Source organism: Dysgonomonas termitidis (genome assembly GCF_042654545.1).
Lineage (GTDB): Bacteria > Bacteroidota > Bacteroidia > Bacteroidales > Dysgonomonadaceae > Dysgonomonas > Dysgonomonas termitidis.
This window is the reverse complement of record NZ_JBHSGN010000058.1, coordinates 48754-64941: the sequence shown is the minus strand read 5'-3', so window position 1 is coordinate 64941 and position 16188 is coordinate 48754. Positions and strand designations below refer to the sequence as shown.

The 16188-nt window shown below is 41.6% G+C and carries 11 protein-coding genes; 8 read left to right on the top strand and 3 right to left on the bottom strand.

All coding sequences use genetic code 11. The features are described from left to right. Positions 1-46 precede the first annotated feature (46 nt). On the top strand, positions 47-1852 hold the full coding sequence (locus ACFO6W_RS07685) for a hypothetical protein (RefSeq protein ID WP_379994983.1): 1806 nt from the start codon (positions 47-49) through the stop codon (positions 1850-1852). Positions 1853-3172: 1320 nt separating this feature from the next. On the opposite strand, the gene ACFO6W_RS07680 is transcribed toward ACFO6W_RS07685, so the two are convergent. Next, positions 3173-5332: a S9 family peptidase gene (locus ACFO6W_RS07680; protein ID WP_379994981.1), complete on the bottom strand. Its 2160-nt coding sequence runs from the start codon at positions 5330-5332 to the stop codon at positions 3173-3175. A gap of 236 nt (positions 5333-5568) precedes the next feature. Here ACFO6W_RS07680 and ACFO6W_RS07675 point away from each other — a divergent pair, with 236 nt between their 5' ends. Further along, positions 5569-6702 (top strand): redoxin domain-containing protein, encoded by a 1134-nt coding sequence (locus ACFO6W_RS07675; RefSeq protein WP_379994979.1) that lies wholly within the window; start codon positions 5569-5571, stop codon positions 6700-6702. Between the two features lie 253 nt (positions 6703-6955). Here the strand turns inward: ACFO6W_RS07675 and dacB are convergent, their stop codons facing one another. Continuing rightward, entirely contained in the window at positions 6956-8401 is a 1446-nt protein-coding gene (dacB, locus tag ACFO6W_RS07670) for a D-alanyl-D-alanine carboxypeptidase/D-alanyl-D-alanine endopeptidase (RefSeq protein ID WP_379994977.1), read from the bottom strand. A gap of 80 nt (positions 8402-8481) precedes the next feature. Between dacB and ACFO6W_RS07665 the strand changes: the two genes are divergently transcribed. The 6 genes from ACFO6W_RS07665 (at position 8482) to pnp (ending at position 14691) form a co-directional block, all read left to right on the top strand. Continuing rightward, positions 8482-9618 carry an AI-2E family transporter gene (locus tag ACFO6W_RS07665; RefSeq protein WP_379994975.1) on the top strand — a complete coding sequence of 379 codons (1137 nt, stop codon included), beginning with the start codon at positions 8482-8484 and terminating at the stop codon, positions 9616-9618. Positions 9619-9680: 62 nt separating this feature from the next. Beyond that, on the top strand, positions 9681-10052 hold the full coding sequence (locus ACFO6W_RS07660) for a DUF3127 domain-containing protein (RefSeq protein WP_379994973.1): 372 nt from the start codon (positions 9681-9683) through the stop codon (positions 10050-10052). An 81-nt stretch (positions 10053-10133) separates the two neighbouring features. Further along, complete coding sequence (rpsO, locus tag ACFO6W_RS07655) at positions 10134-10403, top strand: 30S ribosomal protein S15 (protein ID WP_379994971.1); 270 nt, start codon at positions 10134-10136, stop codon at positions 10401-10403. A gap of 90 nt (positions 10404-10493) precedes the next feature. Continuing rightward, complete coding sequence (argB, locus tag ACFO6W_RS07650) at positions 10494-11267, top strand: acetylglutamate kinase (protein ID WP_379994969.1); 774 nt, start codon at positions 10494-10496, stop codon at positions 11265-11267. Between the two features lie 142 nt (positions 11268-11409). Then, the gene (locus ACFO6W_RS07645) at positions 11410-12081 is read left to right on the top strand and encodes a porin family protein (RefSeq protein ID WP_379994968.1); all 672 of its coding nucleotides are present in this window, start codon (positions 11410-11412) and stop codon (positions 12079-12081) included. 447 nt (positions 12082-12528) lie between these two features. After that, positions 12529-14691: a polyribonucleotide nucleotidyltransferase gene (gene pnp / locus ACFO6W_RS07640; RefSeq protein ID WP_379994966.1), complete on the top strand. Its 2163-nt coding sequence runs from the start codon at positions 12529-12531 to the stop codon at positions 14689-14691. Between the two features lie 56 nt (positions 14692-14747). Here pnp and ACFO6W_RS07635 read toward each other — a convergent pair whose 3' ends face one another. Continuing rightward, positions 14748-16133 (bottom strand): MltF family protein, encoded by a 1386-nt coding sequence (locus ACFO6W_RS07635; RefSeq protein WP_379994965.1) that lies wholly within the window; start codon positions 16131-16133, stop codon positions 14748-14750. Between the last annotated feature and the right edge of the window lie 55 nt (positions 16134-16188).

Genomic DNA, 16188 nt, shown 5'->3' with positions numbered 1-16188 from the left:
CCGTATAATCAATTTTTATTAATGCTTATTTCTTTCTTTTTTAGTTGTGCAACAGACACCGGCAGCTACCCCTGTGCCTCATTCCGGACAAACTGATAATTGCCGTCTATTGGCAACAAACGTATGTAAAATAATAGTCAAACAATATAATACTCATCCCACCTACGGTGTGCGTGGGCGGGAAAGTATAAAAGACAGGAGGTACATTATGATAAAAAGCTATAATAAAATAGCATTGCTATACGGGCAATCCACAAGGGAAATTGCCGAGAGGTTCATGACTTGCATAAACCAATTGAACGCTTTGAATGCCGGTAAAAGGTATCCAGTTGAAGCGGTTATGTGCGATGATTCCGCTTTCAGAACAGCGGCAAACCAACAAGGTATTGATGAATTTATTAGACAGCATTTTTACGGGGTGGTGTGGGCTTTTGTGTTTCTGGGCCCTGACGACTTTGCCCTTTCCCTGCCTGATGCATTAAGGGGCGATTCTTTGCAATCGACTATCAATAAGATAGCGGACAATGCTTATAGTACAAAGACGATGCTGACAAAGGATGAATTTAGAGGAAAGCTATCGAACTTCAAGTTGCGGGCATCGCAGAATGTTGTTCTTGAAACCGGACTTATTTGGGGCACGCTTGGTTTTAAGGGAATTAAATTCATATCTACATTTTCACACAACGACTTGAATAATCAATATGACTTGCCCTCTGATTTTCCTAATCATCATATATTACAGTTATCTACTGCTAATATGGATACTGAAATAAAAACGATAGTCAGTAATAGTTTGATTGATGGCGGTTTACATATAGTTCCCTATGTTAACCTGTTGACAGATTCGGCGTATGGAGTAAATTATAGGGAGCTTTTCAGTGGGGAACAGTTACGGGAAATAGCCGGTCTGAAATCAACGCATGTAGATAACGAACATAAAATTACCCATATTGAAAAATTCAGGCTGATTGCTGATATATGGACTAGGGAGATCCAATCGCTCCGGTATGACGATGAACGGATAGTTTATATTTTTGAGCGTCTTGTATTTGTTCCGTATTTTCCTAAAGATCATGGGCGACCCGGCATTGTCTGGATGAATATGGCATTACAATCGATTGAGGACAGAAGCTCGGAGTATTACTCTATTTTAACACAGATTAGGGATTACATGACTTATCGTGCGGCTGGCAATGGCACTTTTTTAGGATATAAATATATCGCGGATACGTTACTTGCTATTAAACAACAACGCGTCACAGGGAATATGAGGACAAATCCGGTTATAAATGTTTATCTGAATGATTATATCGGGTTGTCGTGCAGGGCCACTGTCGAAGAATACAAAAAAGACAATGCGGTTGATGCCTTATTTGTTCCGACAGTCTATTTGAATCATTCCATAGCGGCATTGAGCTGTTGCATAGATGTAATCCAATTGGGCACAAGCGAAGCGGAAACGCTTTGGAAAGGTTACAGTTTGTATAATCGCGCACGCAGCTATTCACTTTTGGCAGAATACGATACTGGTAACGCAAATAGTTATAAAGCACGTTCAATAACAGACTTTTTCAGTGCATTGAATGTGCGCTATGAATGGGAAGCACTTGAAGAAACTTTTGGGGGAATTCCGAAAGTATTCGAGAATTCGTTTATAGCGGAGATTGCCCTTACCATAATAGAGGCAATAGGAAAAGGTATTTATAATGATCAACAAAAAGTAGAGGCACGTGATAAATTAAATGACATCTACAATATGCTTGTGCTTTCTTCAAGCATTGGGTTGGGCCTTGTGAACAATGTGAAGAACAAGATTGATAATTTAAAGACAGTAGATTGGTGGCAAAGTTAATTCTCCATCGGCAGGTATCGCCTGCAAGTTCAGATAATAAACTCCCAAGCCGCAGGAGAGTAATCGATAACCTTTTCAATCTGTATTGTAACCGGGCTCTTGATAGAAAACAAATGGGATTAGACTACATCGTCTAAACAGGAAATGTGCATAAAATTACGAAAAAACGGTAAATGAAGAAGGCTCCCTCAGGAGCCTTTCTTATATAAGAAATCAAACGTTGCATACTCCCTCACTTGCGGTACCCGCCGGATGTTCCCACTATCTACTTTGTACAGGTTTGCCCAGAAACCTTTAGAAAATATGATAATAACGCATGGTCTATTAAAGGGAAATAAATACTATTTTACCTTTTGATTTATATATATTTAATTGTTTGATATATAGTAATATAATAATTAAAAGCAACAGCATATTTTACATAAAATAGATATAGTAACAATTATTTTAATTTTTAAGTAACAGATAGGTAACAAAAGTAACAAGAAAACGAAGATATGATTAAAAAAATAGAGTTATGCTAGTGCGGTATATGTGTGTATAACTATTTGTATATATGTTTATTAATTTTAATTATGGCGTTTTAATTTTTTTGAAATTTTTTCCGACAACTTTTAAGGTAACAAAGGTAACACTTTTTACAGTTAACAGTAAACAGTTAGCAGTAAACAGTAATACAACTTTCTCAACTTATGACTTACTGCCCCCGCTGGCGGGGACTTCCAGTCCGTGTCTTGTTGACAGGGCACGCAACACATAGACGGGGCGTCTGCGCGAGCGGGGTCAAAAAGGTAACAAAGGTAACACTTGTTTCAGTGAACAGTAAACAGTCATCAGTTAACAATTTGTAACTCGTAACTGCCCGAAGGGCGAAGAAATAACATTCGCCGAAGCGAAGGCGAGGCAAACTCGTAACTTTCTTAAAAGGTAACAAAGGTTACATTTTTCATTACTTTTAGCAAACTGGTATATAAAAAAACTTTTTCAAAGAGCTATAAGCTAACGTTTATATATAGATAAACTTTCCGGAAAAATATATATTAAAATTATGAAGTAGTCAAGACTTTTTATTTTGTATTATTTTGTCATTGGCTCCGCTTCGCTCTGCCGAACGTTGTTTCTGAGGTACGAAGAATCTCGTTTTAGGGGATATTTGCCATGCCTTCACTTCGGCGATTTTGACTCCGTCGATTTTCAATTCAATTGACTACCCATTCAACATGACAAAGAGAATAAAAACAGATCAAAAGAAACTTTTTTTGAAAAGTCCAGACGGCTTCTATATGATCATTGCCCATAATATCATAAACGATTCGTTCCCTATTTCAGAAAATCATCAAAATAACGGGTTATATGTTCATGTAAATGTACCCTGTCGCGCCCTGTCATATTATGCCCATGTCCCGGATAAATGAAGAAATCGGGATGCGTACCCTTTTTGATCGCAGAGTGCAGGAATTGCAGGCTTTGTTGCATCACCACAGTAGGGTCTTCATCCCCATGTATCAGCATCAGGCGGCCTTTAAGGTCTCCGGCACGCTCCACCATACTCGAATTTTTATATCCTTCCGGATTTTCCTGCGGACTATCCATGTAGCGTTCGCCATACATCACTTCGTAGTATTTCCAGTCAGTAACAGGTCCTCCCGCTACTCCCACCTTAAATGTTTCGGGATGGCGAAGCATCAGGTTCAGTGTCATAAATCCGCCATAGCTCCAGCCATGCACCCCTATCCGGTCGGCATCTACATACGCTAACGATTTCAGATATTCCACACCTGTCATTTGGTCTTCCGTCTCCACTACCCCAAGCCGGCGATGCGTAATATTTTCGAAATCCATTCCTCTGTTCGATGTACCTCTGTTGTCCATCGTGAACACCACATAACCTTTCTCTGCCATGTAGATATCCCATCCTCTGACTTGCCCCATCCATGAGTTATCCACCATCTGTGAATGAGGCCCTCCATATACATAAACAATGACGGGATATTTCTTGTCCGGGTCGAAATTCAGTGGTTTCACCAGACGGTAATATAAGTCTGTCGTGTTGTCATTCGCTTTTAACTTACCCAGTGATATTTCAGGCAGTTGTACATTTTTATAAGGGTTCTTGGCAGAATAATAGATATACGATTTATTCGGTTTGGTTTCTGTAACCGACACTTTTCCGGGGTTATTCTGCGAAGTATATCTGTCACAGATGTATTTCCCCGAAGCACTAAGCATGCCGTCATGGACACCTTCTTCTTTCGACAACCGCTCTCTCTTCCCGGTTTTCAGATTCAATCTATATATATGCTTTTCTATTGGGCTTACTTCTGTAGATACATAAAAAAGATTCTCTCCCTTTTCGTCGAATCCCAATATAGAAGTAACATCCCATCTGCCGGAAGTAATTTGCTTTAATAATTTTCCGGTCGTATCATAAAGATACAAATGATTGAATCCGTCGCGTTCGCTCTGCCACAAGAACTTTGAAGGGTCGTTTTTCAGAAATAGCACGGGGTTTTCAGGCTCCACATATTTCGGATGGGTTTCGGTAAACAGCGTTGTTTGCAGTTTACCCGTCGCAGCGTCATAACTCCTGACAATACAAGTATCCTGTCCCCTGTTGACTTCAGCAATATAGATACTTTTTTCATCGGGGCTCCATGCTATATTTGTAAGGTATTTTTCTTTAGGAGTACCTGTTTTCAGATACACTGTTTGCTGTGTGACAGGATTGTAAACCCCAACTGTAACATGGTGGCTTTTCATGCCAGCCATCGGATATTTTATATCTTTCAGTTTGGCGATACGCGCCGAAATGTCTACTAACGGATAATCGGCAACCATAGTTTCATCCATACGGTAAAATGCCAGAAGATTTCCTGCCGGAGACCAGAATGTGCCTTTGTTTATACCGAACTCATTCCTGTGGACAGATTGTCCGGAGACGATACCCTGATCAGTTTCGCTTGTTATGGCAGTCTCTTTCCCCTCCGAATCCTGTATATACAGATTATTGTCTTTTGTATATGCAAGCATCCTGCTTTTTCCGGACCAGTCATGGTTATTCATTTTATCTAACGAGAGGAATGTGGCCGTTATCTTTTTTGCCACAAAGTCATATAAGTATATCTTGTCAGGAGTGGCGATTAGTATCTCGTCTGACTCCGGAGAAATAAACTGTATTGTATGCAGACTTTTCAGTGACTCTTCTTGATCGAGCCCCATTCCCGAATTAATATCCTGAAGGCTAAGCAACACCTGGGATTTCTCCTTGTCGGTATTAGGGGCAATCATAACGGAATCTCCTTTTATGTAAGTCAGTTTATCCCCATGCCAGCTTAGTTGGCGGGGCATTTCGGCACGATACTTGCTGAATGTTTTACCTCCGGGCGTCAGGTCTTCTAATGTCAGGGGTATTTCTTGGCTGTGTGATTTCATTGGAAGCAAAATGCTTATGGCTAAAAAAACGGAATTGATAAATTTCATACTTACAGCTGTTTTTTGGTAAACAAAGATAGTGAATTTCTAAATTGCAGATTGATTTAACATGTGCGGATTGATACTTTGAACGCCTGTTATTGCCGGAACCAGCAAGAGTACAGCGGGTTAATTAATTTTTTTTTAGAACAATTTATTTTTTTAAACGTTTTAGAAATAAAAGTTATACTTTTGCGTTACTAATTATAAGAATGGGAATTAGTATATATCTAAAGAACGAGAAGATGTTAAAACTCAATATAGCGCGCTTTACCGGACTTACCCTATTGCTTGTCGCGATAGTTACGTCATGCAGCAAAAACCCTAAAGAATTTAAAATAACCGGAAAACTTGACAATGTAACGGGTGATCACTTTTTCATGTCGCATGAAGCCGGGGATTCTGTGTTTATAGACACTGTGGCGATCAATGCAAAAGGAGAATTCTCTTTCCGCAGCGAAATTGATACGCTGACCGAATTTTCATTGTATTTCAATAAAAATACAAAAAGCACTTTTGTCCTGGCAGATAAAGGCTGGAAAGTGGAGCTTAAAGGCGATGTCTTATATCCCGACATCATAGATGTGAAAGGCGGTGATGTGAACGATGATCTCACAAGTTTCAAAGATAAAAACAAGGCCCTGCTGAAATCCCGTGCCGATATATTGAATACCGCTGAAAATAATCTCAAGAACAAGGATAGCCTGGTGGTGAAGGATTATGTTGTGGAATTAAAGAATATCAACTTCGAATTATCAAATATTGCGGCGGCTTATGTGAAGGCGAATCCCGACAAGATAGCCAGTGTAATGCTGATAAACACATTCTTTAAGGATGAAACTTCGATTCCGAGGCTCGACGAGAACCTGTCTCTGCTGAAAGGAAAAGCTGTGGATTTTCCTTTGACACAAGAACTTAAAAATTTCAGGGATAAAATAAAACTATCGGCAGTAAATGCCTACGCTCCGGGCTTCTCGCTTAAAAGCATGCAGGATAAGACCGTGCAATTATCCGACTTCAGAGGGAAATATGTACTTCTTTTATTTGCTGCTACTACCTGCGATGTATGCCGTGACGAAAAACAAGACGCAGTGGATGTCTATAACGAGCTGAAAAAACAAAAAAAGAACATCGAATTTGTTTCCATCGTGAAAGACTCCGAACAGGTCCCTATCGCCGAAAACATAGGCGATACTATAAAATGGAATATATTACCTGTAAAAGGGGGCTGGGCTGCCAAGCCGTTCGATACTTATTACATTCGCGAAATACCTTACAATATACTGATTTCACCGACCGGAATCATTCTGGAAAGAGATTTACCGATCCGTGCAGTCTTGAATAAGATGGAAGAGCTTACGGGCGAAAAGAAAAAGTGAGATAAAGAATCAATAAAAATTAATACACCATTTTCTGGTGGAGATCTTTAGGGAGGTGTGTCTAAAGTAGAACAGCACTATCAATGTGCTATCCTCTTTGTCATCCTGAGTGCAACGAAGGATCTCAGCCCTGAGAAACGAGATGTTTCACTCCGTTCAACATGACAACCAACGGTCACAGGAGTGTAGCGTATGTAAATAGATAGTAAAAAATACTTTAGACACACCCTCATAGATTCTTTACTACTTACCCTCAAAACATTGAGAGCAACAATTTATCTATAGCCTGTACCACCTGGCTACGCGAACCCGTGAAATTATTCACCATTACGGTAAAAGCATATTTTTTATCCCCGTCGGTATAGTATCCCGCAAAGCATTGTACCCCATAGATACTGCCGCTTTTCATTGAAATCTTTCCTGCAAGGCGTGTTCCTTTCAGCCGGCTGCTTACGGTTCCGTTTTCCCCCGCTTTGGGTAACGATTCCAGAAATACATCGGCATACTTGCTTTTTGCCTGCATATATACCAGCAGGTCGCACATAAATGCCGGACTCACGGCGTTGGACGGGGCAAGCCCGCTTCCATCGAACATGGTAAGCGCGTTGGTATTCAACCCCCGGGTCTTCCATAACTCTTTCGTTTTGTCAATTCCCGCATCGAGGGCAGAGGAGTATATGTCGGTCGTTTTTGTACGGCCTACGGTGCGTATAAGATGTTCCGCATAGTGGTTATTGCTTCTCACATTGGTATCCTTTATTATGTCTTTCAATGGGAAAGACTCGTGGCGATAAAATATATCTTCGTTATAGGCCTTCCTGTTTTCCGAATACATCTGGTTGTAATACCTGTCATAAGCGTTTTCCACCGAACCTATTTTAAAGCCTTTGTCAGACAGGGTCTTTGCCAGTACTTCACCGAGATATAAACCCGGATCGGGGATGTCGCCTTTTATACTGAACGACGGCTTTCCAGCGGGGATGTCGCCCGACAGAATCCTGTTCACAGAAAAAGGTTCTCCGTGAATGTATCCGTTATCCTGGCCTGTCGTATTCAGGGTAAGGGTATTGCGGAATGAGAGGTTCATTTCGGGCTGGGTACTTATTATAACCGGGCAGGTATCGCGGCGCATCGTATTGAAAAAGAGCTTATAGGTATTATCGTAGATGCTGATACCATAACTTGCCGCAGCGTAATAATTGCCCATATCCTGATATATCCATCGTTGCGACACTCCTTCATACCCGAAATAATCATCGATGATAGTTATATTCAGATTTTTTGTTGTATCGAACTTCTGTCTGATTTGCTCTGCCCATTGAGGCAGGAACGCATCGGGGATATTATCCAGTTGCCCGGTGCCCAGTGTAGGATCGCCATATCCATGTACCAGCAGCCTGTCCCGTTTATCTTTATCGGCGGCCAGTGTAGTCTGATATTTATAACCCGGGCCCAGCGTTTCCAGCGCGGTGGCGGTAGTAACCACCTTTAGTATGGATGCGGGAGTATATGCCTTATCTTCATTATATCCGGCAAGCTGCCTGCCAGACAGGTCTTTGACGCAAATACCGACGGAGGCATGCCTGAGCCCCTGATGATCGAGGAAAGTTTGTATCCCTGCTTGTTTTACCTGCGCATTCAGTATATAAGGAACTAATACCAAGAATATTAATAAATATCGACCCGTTGTTTTCATCATAGACAGATTGTTATCGTAAATAAGAAAAAATAAAATATCTTTGTAAAGATATATCAAATTAATTAAAACAGCATCTGTATATGACAATGGGACAACCATTCGACAAGCCTTTTACCTTCGATCGTACTATCCGCTTGTTGATAAGCGTATTGGCTGTCGGGGCCGCCCTTTACTTTCTGTATTTACTGAAAGGCGTATTACTGCCCTTTTTCGTGGCATGGCTTTTAGCCTATATGCTCAATCCGCTGGTACGGTTTTATCAAAGAAAGCTAAAACTCCCGCACTCTATAGCCGTTGTGCTTACGCTGCTGTCGGTGGCGGGGATGTTCACGCTGTTGGGATTTATACTGGTTCCCCTCATTGAAAATGAAATATGGCAGATCAACAACCTTATTGCGACTTACGATTTGTCGGCAATAAGCCAAAACAGGATTCCGGTAAGCGTAGCCGATATTATAGGCAGGTATGTAGACTATAAAGAACTTCAAAGCACATTATCGAAAGACAACCTTGTGGAGATTATCCAATATGTAAGCCCTGCCGTTGAATCGCTGTTTTCGGGAACGATATCCTTTCTGTTTGGCCTTACAGTTGTTTTTATCGTTATCCTGTACCTGATATTTATCCTGCTCGATTATGATAAGATCAATGAACTTTGGCGATTTCTCATTCCTCCTAAATACCGCCCGATAGTAGGACGCATTACGCTGGATGTTGAAACAAGCATGAATAAATATTTCCGCCATCAGGCGTTTATCTGTTGCATTCTTGCAGTATTATATGCTACAGGATTTCAGGTGATAGGCTTGCCGATGGCAATTATGTTCGGCCTTTTTGTAGGTCTTGTACACATGATACCATACCTTCAGGTTATTACATTCCCGCCGGCTATCCTGCTTTGCTGGTTGCGGGCATCACAGACCGCCGACAGCTTCTGGGTTATGCTGGGACTGGTGGCATTGATATATGTTATTGTACAATGTATTATGGATTTGTTTTTAGTCCCCAGGATAATGGGCAGGGCGATGGGGCTGAATCCGGCAATCATACTCCTGTCCCTTTCCGTATGGGGTTCACTGCTGGGCATAGTGGGTATGATAATTGCTATCCCTCTTACCACGATGCTTCTTTCTTATTACAAAGAATTTATTACATCGGCCGAAAAGCTGCAAGCTGTGGAAGAGGCGCAGCAGGAGATACCTTTTGACGAAAGTTGAGGTTTATTGATTTTTTTGTATCTTTATGCCTCATTTTTGAAAATCAACAAAATAATATAATAATGCAGTTAACAGCAAAATTAATTCAAGTGCTTCCTGTGCAGACAGGCATGGGGAAAAACGGTGAGTGGAGAAAACAAAGTATTATTCTGGAAACCGATGGCATGTATCCTAAAAAAGTGTGCATGACCTTCTGGGGAGATAAAATAAATGAGTCTTTACTTCAGACAGGAAACATTCTGGATGTATCTTTCGATATCGAAAGCCGCGAGTATAACGGAAACTGGTACACTGACCTCAGAGCATGGAAAGTGGAGCCGGCCGGTGCAGGCGCACCTGCTCCGGCACAGGGATACGGACAAGCCAACCAACCGGCACAGGCTGCCCCGCCAGTGGATTTTAGCGGCGATAGCGGCGATGACCTCCCTTTTTGATGGATTTTCGGATTAAATGTTTGTCTGTCAAAAAATAAGTCTTATCTTTGCACCTCGTTAAATAAATATAAATAACAACTTATGTATTTAGATTCAGCCAAAAAGCAAGAAATCTTCGCAAAGTACGGAAAGTCTAACACTGATACTGGCTCACCTGAAGCTCAGATAGCATTGTTTTCATACCGTATTTCGCATTTAACTGAACATTTGAAGTTAAATAAGAAGGATTATAACACTGAAAGATCTCTAAGACGCCTTGTGGGTAAACGCCGCCGTTTACTTGATTATCTGATAGACAATGATATCGAAAGATATCGTGCTGTCATCAAAGAATTAGGTATCAGAAAGTAATCTTTCGGAGAAAAGATTTATTAAGGGATTGTTTCGATTGGAACAATCTCTTTTTGTTTTATCTTTATGCACATTCATTCAGTAACATATATGGAGAAGCTAACCATAATAAAAGTCGGCGGCAAGATCGTGGAAGAAGAACAATCGCTGAAGCGATTACTAAAAGATTTCGCCCAGATAGATGGGCACAAAATACTCGTTCATGGCGGAGGCCGGTCGGCGACAAAGCTGGCCGAGCGCCTGGGCATTGAAAGCCGTATGATAAACGGCCGCCGTATCACCGATATGGAAACATTGCAAGTGGTAACTATGGTATACGGAGGATTGGTAAATAAAAATATTGTCGCCGGATTGCAAGCCTTGGGAGTGAATGCTCTTGGACTCACGGGTGCGGATATGAATCTGATCCGCTCCGAAAAAAGGCCTGTAAAAGATATAGATTACGGATTTGCAGGAGATGTGAAGGAGGTGAATACAGGGATATTATCATCCCTTATATCCCAGGGAATAGTACCTATACTGGCTCCCCTCACCCATGATAAGCAAGGCCGTATATTAAATACCAACGCCGATACAATAGCCGGAGAAACGGCAAAAGCCCTTGCTAAAGTATTTGATGTGAACCTTGTGTATTGCTTCGAGAAGAAGGGGGTGCTGATGGACGAAAATGATGATAATAGTGTAATCCCTTCTCTGAATAAGGCAGAGTTTAAGGATTTGGTACAGAAAGGCATTATACAGGGAGGCATGATCCCAAAACTTGATAATGCATTCGAATCTGTCGAAGCAGGCGTTAAGGAAGTAGTGATAACGAGTGCGGATGAGATTGGGAAAAACTCAGGCACACACATTTATCTTCCCTGAAAAAAAGTATTCTGTTAAGCGGTTATTAAAATATAATCTATAAGACATCTTTTTATATTATTTCTTACGAGTTGCTAAAGAATATCAGGAAAAGAGTATATATTTGTTCCCGGATAATATTTTTTAACTTAAAAAAACGATTATGAAAACAATTCTAAAATCAAGTTTAGTTGTTGTTACATTTTTATTAGCCGTGAGTATTAATGCTCAGGATAAACCTCTTACTTTCGGCGTGAAGGCAGGGATGAACCTTTCTAACTTTGGTGGAGACGGCGCGGATGGAATGGATGCTAAAATCGGTTTTAATGTCGGATTGACAGTTGATTATGCGCTAACTCAAGACTTATATTTATTAACCGGATTAGAGTTTACGATGAAAGGGGGGAAAGACGAAGGTTCTTTCTCGATGACAGATCCTACCTATGGTCAAATTTCTTTTACCGGGAAAGAGAACGATAATCCGATGTACCTCCAGATCCCAGTCCATCTCGGTTATAAATTAGCGGTGACAGACGCTACAGATATAATTTTCAGAGCTGGGCCATATATTGCCTATGGTGTGGGCGGAAAAAGCAAAATAGAAGGAAAAGCCACTGTTGATGACATAATAATAGATCTAGACACTGACGTTAACTTTTTCGGAAAAGATAAGGCTAAACGGTTTGATGTCGGCCTGGGACTCGGCGTAGGGGCAGAGTTTGGCAAAATAGGTGTTAGCCTGGGTTATGACTTTGGATTGGCTAACATAGCTCCGAGTAACGCCGGTAAAGTGAGAAATATGAACGCTTACCTGACAGTAGGATATAAATTCTGAATAACAGTTCAATATATAGAACAAGCCCCGGGTTCCGGGGCTTGTTTTTTTATATACAATGCCTTACTACCCACTTAAACACTTTCAGAAAACTTTATCTATATATAGCTGATAGCCGGAGCTCTTTGACAGATTGATTAAAGCAGTTACAAGTTACTTCGCCCTTTGGGCAGTTATGAGTTACAAGTAAACATGATACGAGATACAAGTTGTTAACTGTTTACTGTAAAAAGTGTCAACTTTGTAAAGTTTTTCCTATAAACTATTGGATAACAACGATCAGCCAATAAGTAAAATAACTTGCTTTTTTATATCTATTGAGCATTTAATATTTAAGAATGAAGGGTACGCAACTCATGTATATTGTCTTTTCAGTCTCCATCCCCTTAATTCTCAAAAACTTTGCGTACCTTTGTCCGATTTTAAGAAGTTTAGAAAAAAATATTTATGATGAATCCGATTACAAAGAGTATCGATTTAGGTGATGGAAGGACTATCACCCTTGAAACCGGAAAATTAGCAAAACAAGCGGATGGATCTGTAATGCTGCGCATGGGTAATACCATGATGCTGGCTACAGTTTGCGCAGCCAAAGACGCTAAACCGGACGTTGATTTTATGCCTTTACAGGTAGAGTATAAAGAAAAATTTGCTGCATTCGGCCGTTTCCCCGGAGGTTTTCTTCGCAGGGAAGGGCGTGCTTCAGACTATGAGATATTGGTTTGCCGTTTGGTAGACCGTGCGCTTCGCCCGTTATTTCCGGATGATTATCATGCGGAAGTATTCGTGAATGTTATACTGTTCTCTTCCGACGGTGTAGATATGCCGGACGCATTGGCCGGACTTGCAGCCTCTGCTGCACTGGCAGTATCCGATGTGCCTTTCAACGGGCCAATCTCGGAAGTAAGAGTTGCACGTGTAGACGGACAATTTATCCTTAACCCGACTTTCGCTCAACTGGAGCAAGCCGATATGGATATTATGGTAGGTGCTACTATCGACAATATCATGATGGTAGAAGGCGAGTTTAAGGAAGTTTCGGAAGCAGAAATGCTGGAAGCTATTAAAGTAGCACACGAAGCTATCAAAGTACAATGCCAGGCTCAGATAGAACTGATGGAAGCTTTGGGCAAAACGGTTAAACGCGAATACTGCCACGAAGTAAATGATGAAGAGCTTCGTAAAGACGTATGGGCAAAATGCTACGATAAAGCTTATGCTGTAGCTGCATCAGCCAATACAAACAAGCACGAGCGCGGGGATAACTTCGCAGCTATCGTAGATGAATATAAAGCAGGCCTGACAGAAGAAGAACTGGCAGAAAAGGGTTCTTTGATATCCCGTTATTACCACGATGTGGAAAAAGAGGCAATGCGCCGTTCTATCCTTGATGAAGGCAAACGCCTCGACGGACGTTCCACGACAGAAATCCGCCCTATATGGAGCGAAGTGGATTACCTGCCGGGAGCACATGGTTCTGCTATCTTTACTCGTGGAGAAACACAGTCACTGACAACAGTTACTTTAGGTACCAAACTGGATGAGAAAATCATCGATGATGTACTGAACAATGGAAAAGAAAGGTTCCTTTTACATTATAATTTCCCTCCGTTCTCTACCGGAGATGCCCGTCCGCAACGCGGAGTAGGCCGTCGTGAGATAGGACACGGTAATCTTGCCCACAGAGCTTTGAAGCCAATGATTCCGGCTAACTATCCGTATGTTATCCGTGTAGTATCGGACATTCTTGAATCGAACGGTTCATCTTCTATGGCAACCGTTTGTGCCGGTACACTGGCCCTGATGGATGCCGGTGTACAGATCAAGAAACCTGTAACGGGTATAGCGATGGGACTTATTTCAGAGAAAAAAGGTACGAACTTCGCTGTACTTTCCGACATACTCGGAGATGAAGACCACCTGGGAGATATGGACTTTAAGGTATGTGGTACAAAAGACGGTATCACTGCTACCCAGATGGATATTAAAGTGGACGGATTATCATACGAAATACTTGAAAAAGCACTGAATCAGGCTCGTGAAGGACGTTTACACATTATGGGTAAAATCCTTGAAACATTGCCTGAACCACGTGCGGACTTCAAAGAAAATGCTCCGCGTATCGAGGTTATTATCATCAACAAAGAGTTTATCGGTGCAGTTATCGGCCCTGGTGGTAAGATAATTCAGGGTATTCAGGAAGAGACAGGCGCTATCGTTACTATTGAGGAAATTGACGGTTATGGCCGCGTGGAAATATCAGCTACAAGCAGAACTTCGATCGAAGCCGCCGTTGCGAAAATCAAAGGCATTGTAGCCGTTCCCGAAGTAGGCGAGGTGTACACAGCTAAAGTCCGTTCGGTAATGCCTTACGGTGCATTCTGTGAATTCCTGCCGGGCAAAGATGGTTTGCTTCACATCTCCGAGATCTCCTGGGATCGCATAGAGGACATGGAAAAAGCCGGGTTGAAAGAAGGTGATGAAATAGAAGTGAAACTGATTGACATCGACCCTAAAACCGGGAAATTCAAACTGTCCCGCAAGGTACTTCTTCCTCGTCCTCCGAGACCTGAGAAGCCGGTGCAGAAAAATAATGATGGAAACAACTAATCTATCTACTATATGAAGAATGGGGGGGATGGCTCAGAAGGGCTATCCTCCTCTTTTTATCCCCCGCTTATCCGCTTAAACCGTTCCATAGTAGCGAGTACATTATTCACGTACTTCATTGTTTCCCCACCTCTGAAATAGCCGCTTTTACACACCGGATCGTTATAGTATTCCGGATTGCTTTTCAGCTCCAGATACTTCTGTACATTTCCTTCCCATATATAGGGATTGGCTCCGTATTTCAGGGCAAGGGCCTGTGCGTCATTTATGTGCCCGTTCCCCGCATTGTAGGCAGCCAGGATGAATTTTTCACGTTCACTGATACTTTCTACTTTCCGGAAAATCTTATCCAGTCTGTCCAGTAATTCTACCGCTGCACCGATGCTCAGGTCAGGATTCATACGGTCTTCACTCGTCAAGCCCAACGAGGCAGCAGTACGGGGCATCAGACCCATAATGCCGGCAGCCCCTGCCCACGAAGTGAGGTTGTTCTGAAAGCGCGACTCATGATAGCAAATTGAAGCCAGAAACTGCCATTCATACTTTGTATTCTTAGTATGCTTTTTGAATAAGTCATCATAGACCGAAACCGCGCCTTTAGGCAGATTTTTCGGAGCCACATACTCTCCTTCGAAAAGCTGTTTGCTCAGCTCGAAATATTTCTTTATGATACTTTTATATACAGGTGTATTGTCATTCTCGGCAAACCATTCATTAAGAGCATTCGCCAGATGAGGCATATCTTTCCGCACTGCCCATGAAGCCCGTTGTTCGAAGCTTATAGGCAACGAGATATCGATATTCCTGAAATAAGTACGGTTTAGCCGGGCAATATATTCATCACAAGCCGTGTATCTGATTTTCCCCAAGGACACCATTTCTATCAGATCTTCACTCGTGATAGTATCCTCACCAACTGTATGTATCTTGATTCCTCCTCCTAATTCAGAATCGAGATTGAGAAGACGCTGGTGATATTTGGTATCTCCCTCTACATATACTTCTTTACCTATAAGGCCTGTCACATCCTTTATTATGGTATCTCCTTTATTCGCCCTCTGAACAAGTACCTGATGAGTAATTTGCTGTAATCCACAATATGAAATGGAATCTTTCAACTCATTTTGTATGGGCACTGCATAGGCAATCAGATCTCCCTCCCCCCTTTTTAGCATTTCTATCAGCCGGGTGGTATTCTCCGCCACTTTTACATTCAGCTTCAACCCGTAATGATCGCAAAAGTCCTGGGCAAGATCGTAGTCGTATCCCATTTGTTCTTCCCTGTAAATAAAGTACGAGGTCGAGCTATTAAGTGTTATAATAGTCAGTTCGCCTTTCTCCTTTATTTGTTCAAAGTCGTAAACAGGCTGCTCCTGCTTTTTCTTACAAGAGAAAAAAAAGCAGGATGAAAGCAACAGGTAGATAATAAGGTTATATTTCATAGTGTGCCCCTGTTTTAATACATTGTGATTCGCTTGTTCTGATTTTCTTAATCTT

Bases quoted from the DNA above. Each gene is read 5' to 3' on its own strand.
- pnp (WP_379994966.1), top strand. From the start codon at position 12,529: ATGATGAATCCGATTACAAAGAGTATCGATTTAGGTGATGGAAGGACT.
- ACFO6W_RS07660 (WP_379994973.1), top strand. From the start codon at position 9,681: ATGCAGTTAACAGCAAAATTAATTCAAGTGCTTCCTGTGCAGACAGGC.
- ACFO6W_RS07675 (WP_379994979.1), top strand. From the start codon at position 5,569: ATGTTAAAACTCAATATAGCGCGCTTTACCGGACTTACCCTATTGCTT.
- ACFO6W_RS07645 (WP_379994968.1), top strand. From the start codon at position 11,410: ATGAAAACAATTCTAAAATCAAGTTTAGTTGTTGTTACATTTTTATTA.
- rpsO (WP_379994971.1), top strand. From the start codon at position 10,134: ATGTATTTAGATTCAGCCAAAAAGCAAGAAATCTTCGCAAAGTACGGA.
- ACFO6W_RS07635 (WP_379994965.1), bottom strand. From the start codon at position 16,133: ATGAAATATAACCTTATTATCTACCTGTTGCTTTCATCCTGCTTTTTT.
- argB (WP_379994969.1), top strand. From the start codon at position 10,494: ATGGAGAAGCTAACCATAATAAAAGTCGGCGGCAAGATCGTGGAAGAA.
- ACFO6W_RS07665 (WP_379994975.1), top strand. From the start codon at position 8,482: ATGACAATGGGACAACCATTCGACAAGCCTTTTACCTTCGATCGTACT.
- ACFO6W_RS07680 (WP_379994981.1), bottom strand. From the start codon at position 5,332: ATGAAATTTATCAATTCCGTTTTTTTAGCCATAAGCATTTTGCTTCCA.
- dacB (WP_379994977.1), bottom strand. From the start codon at position 8,401: ATGATGAAAACAACGGGTCGATATTTATTAATATTCTTGGTATTAGTT.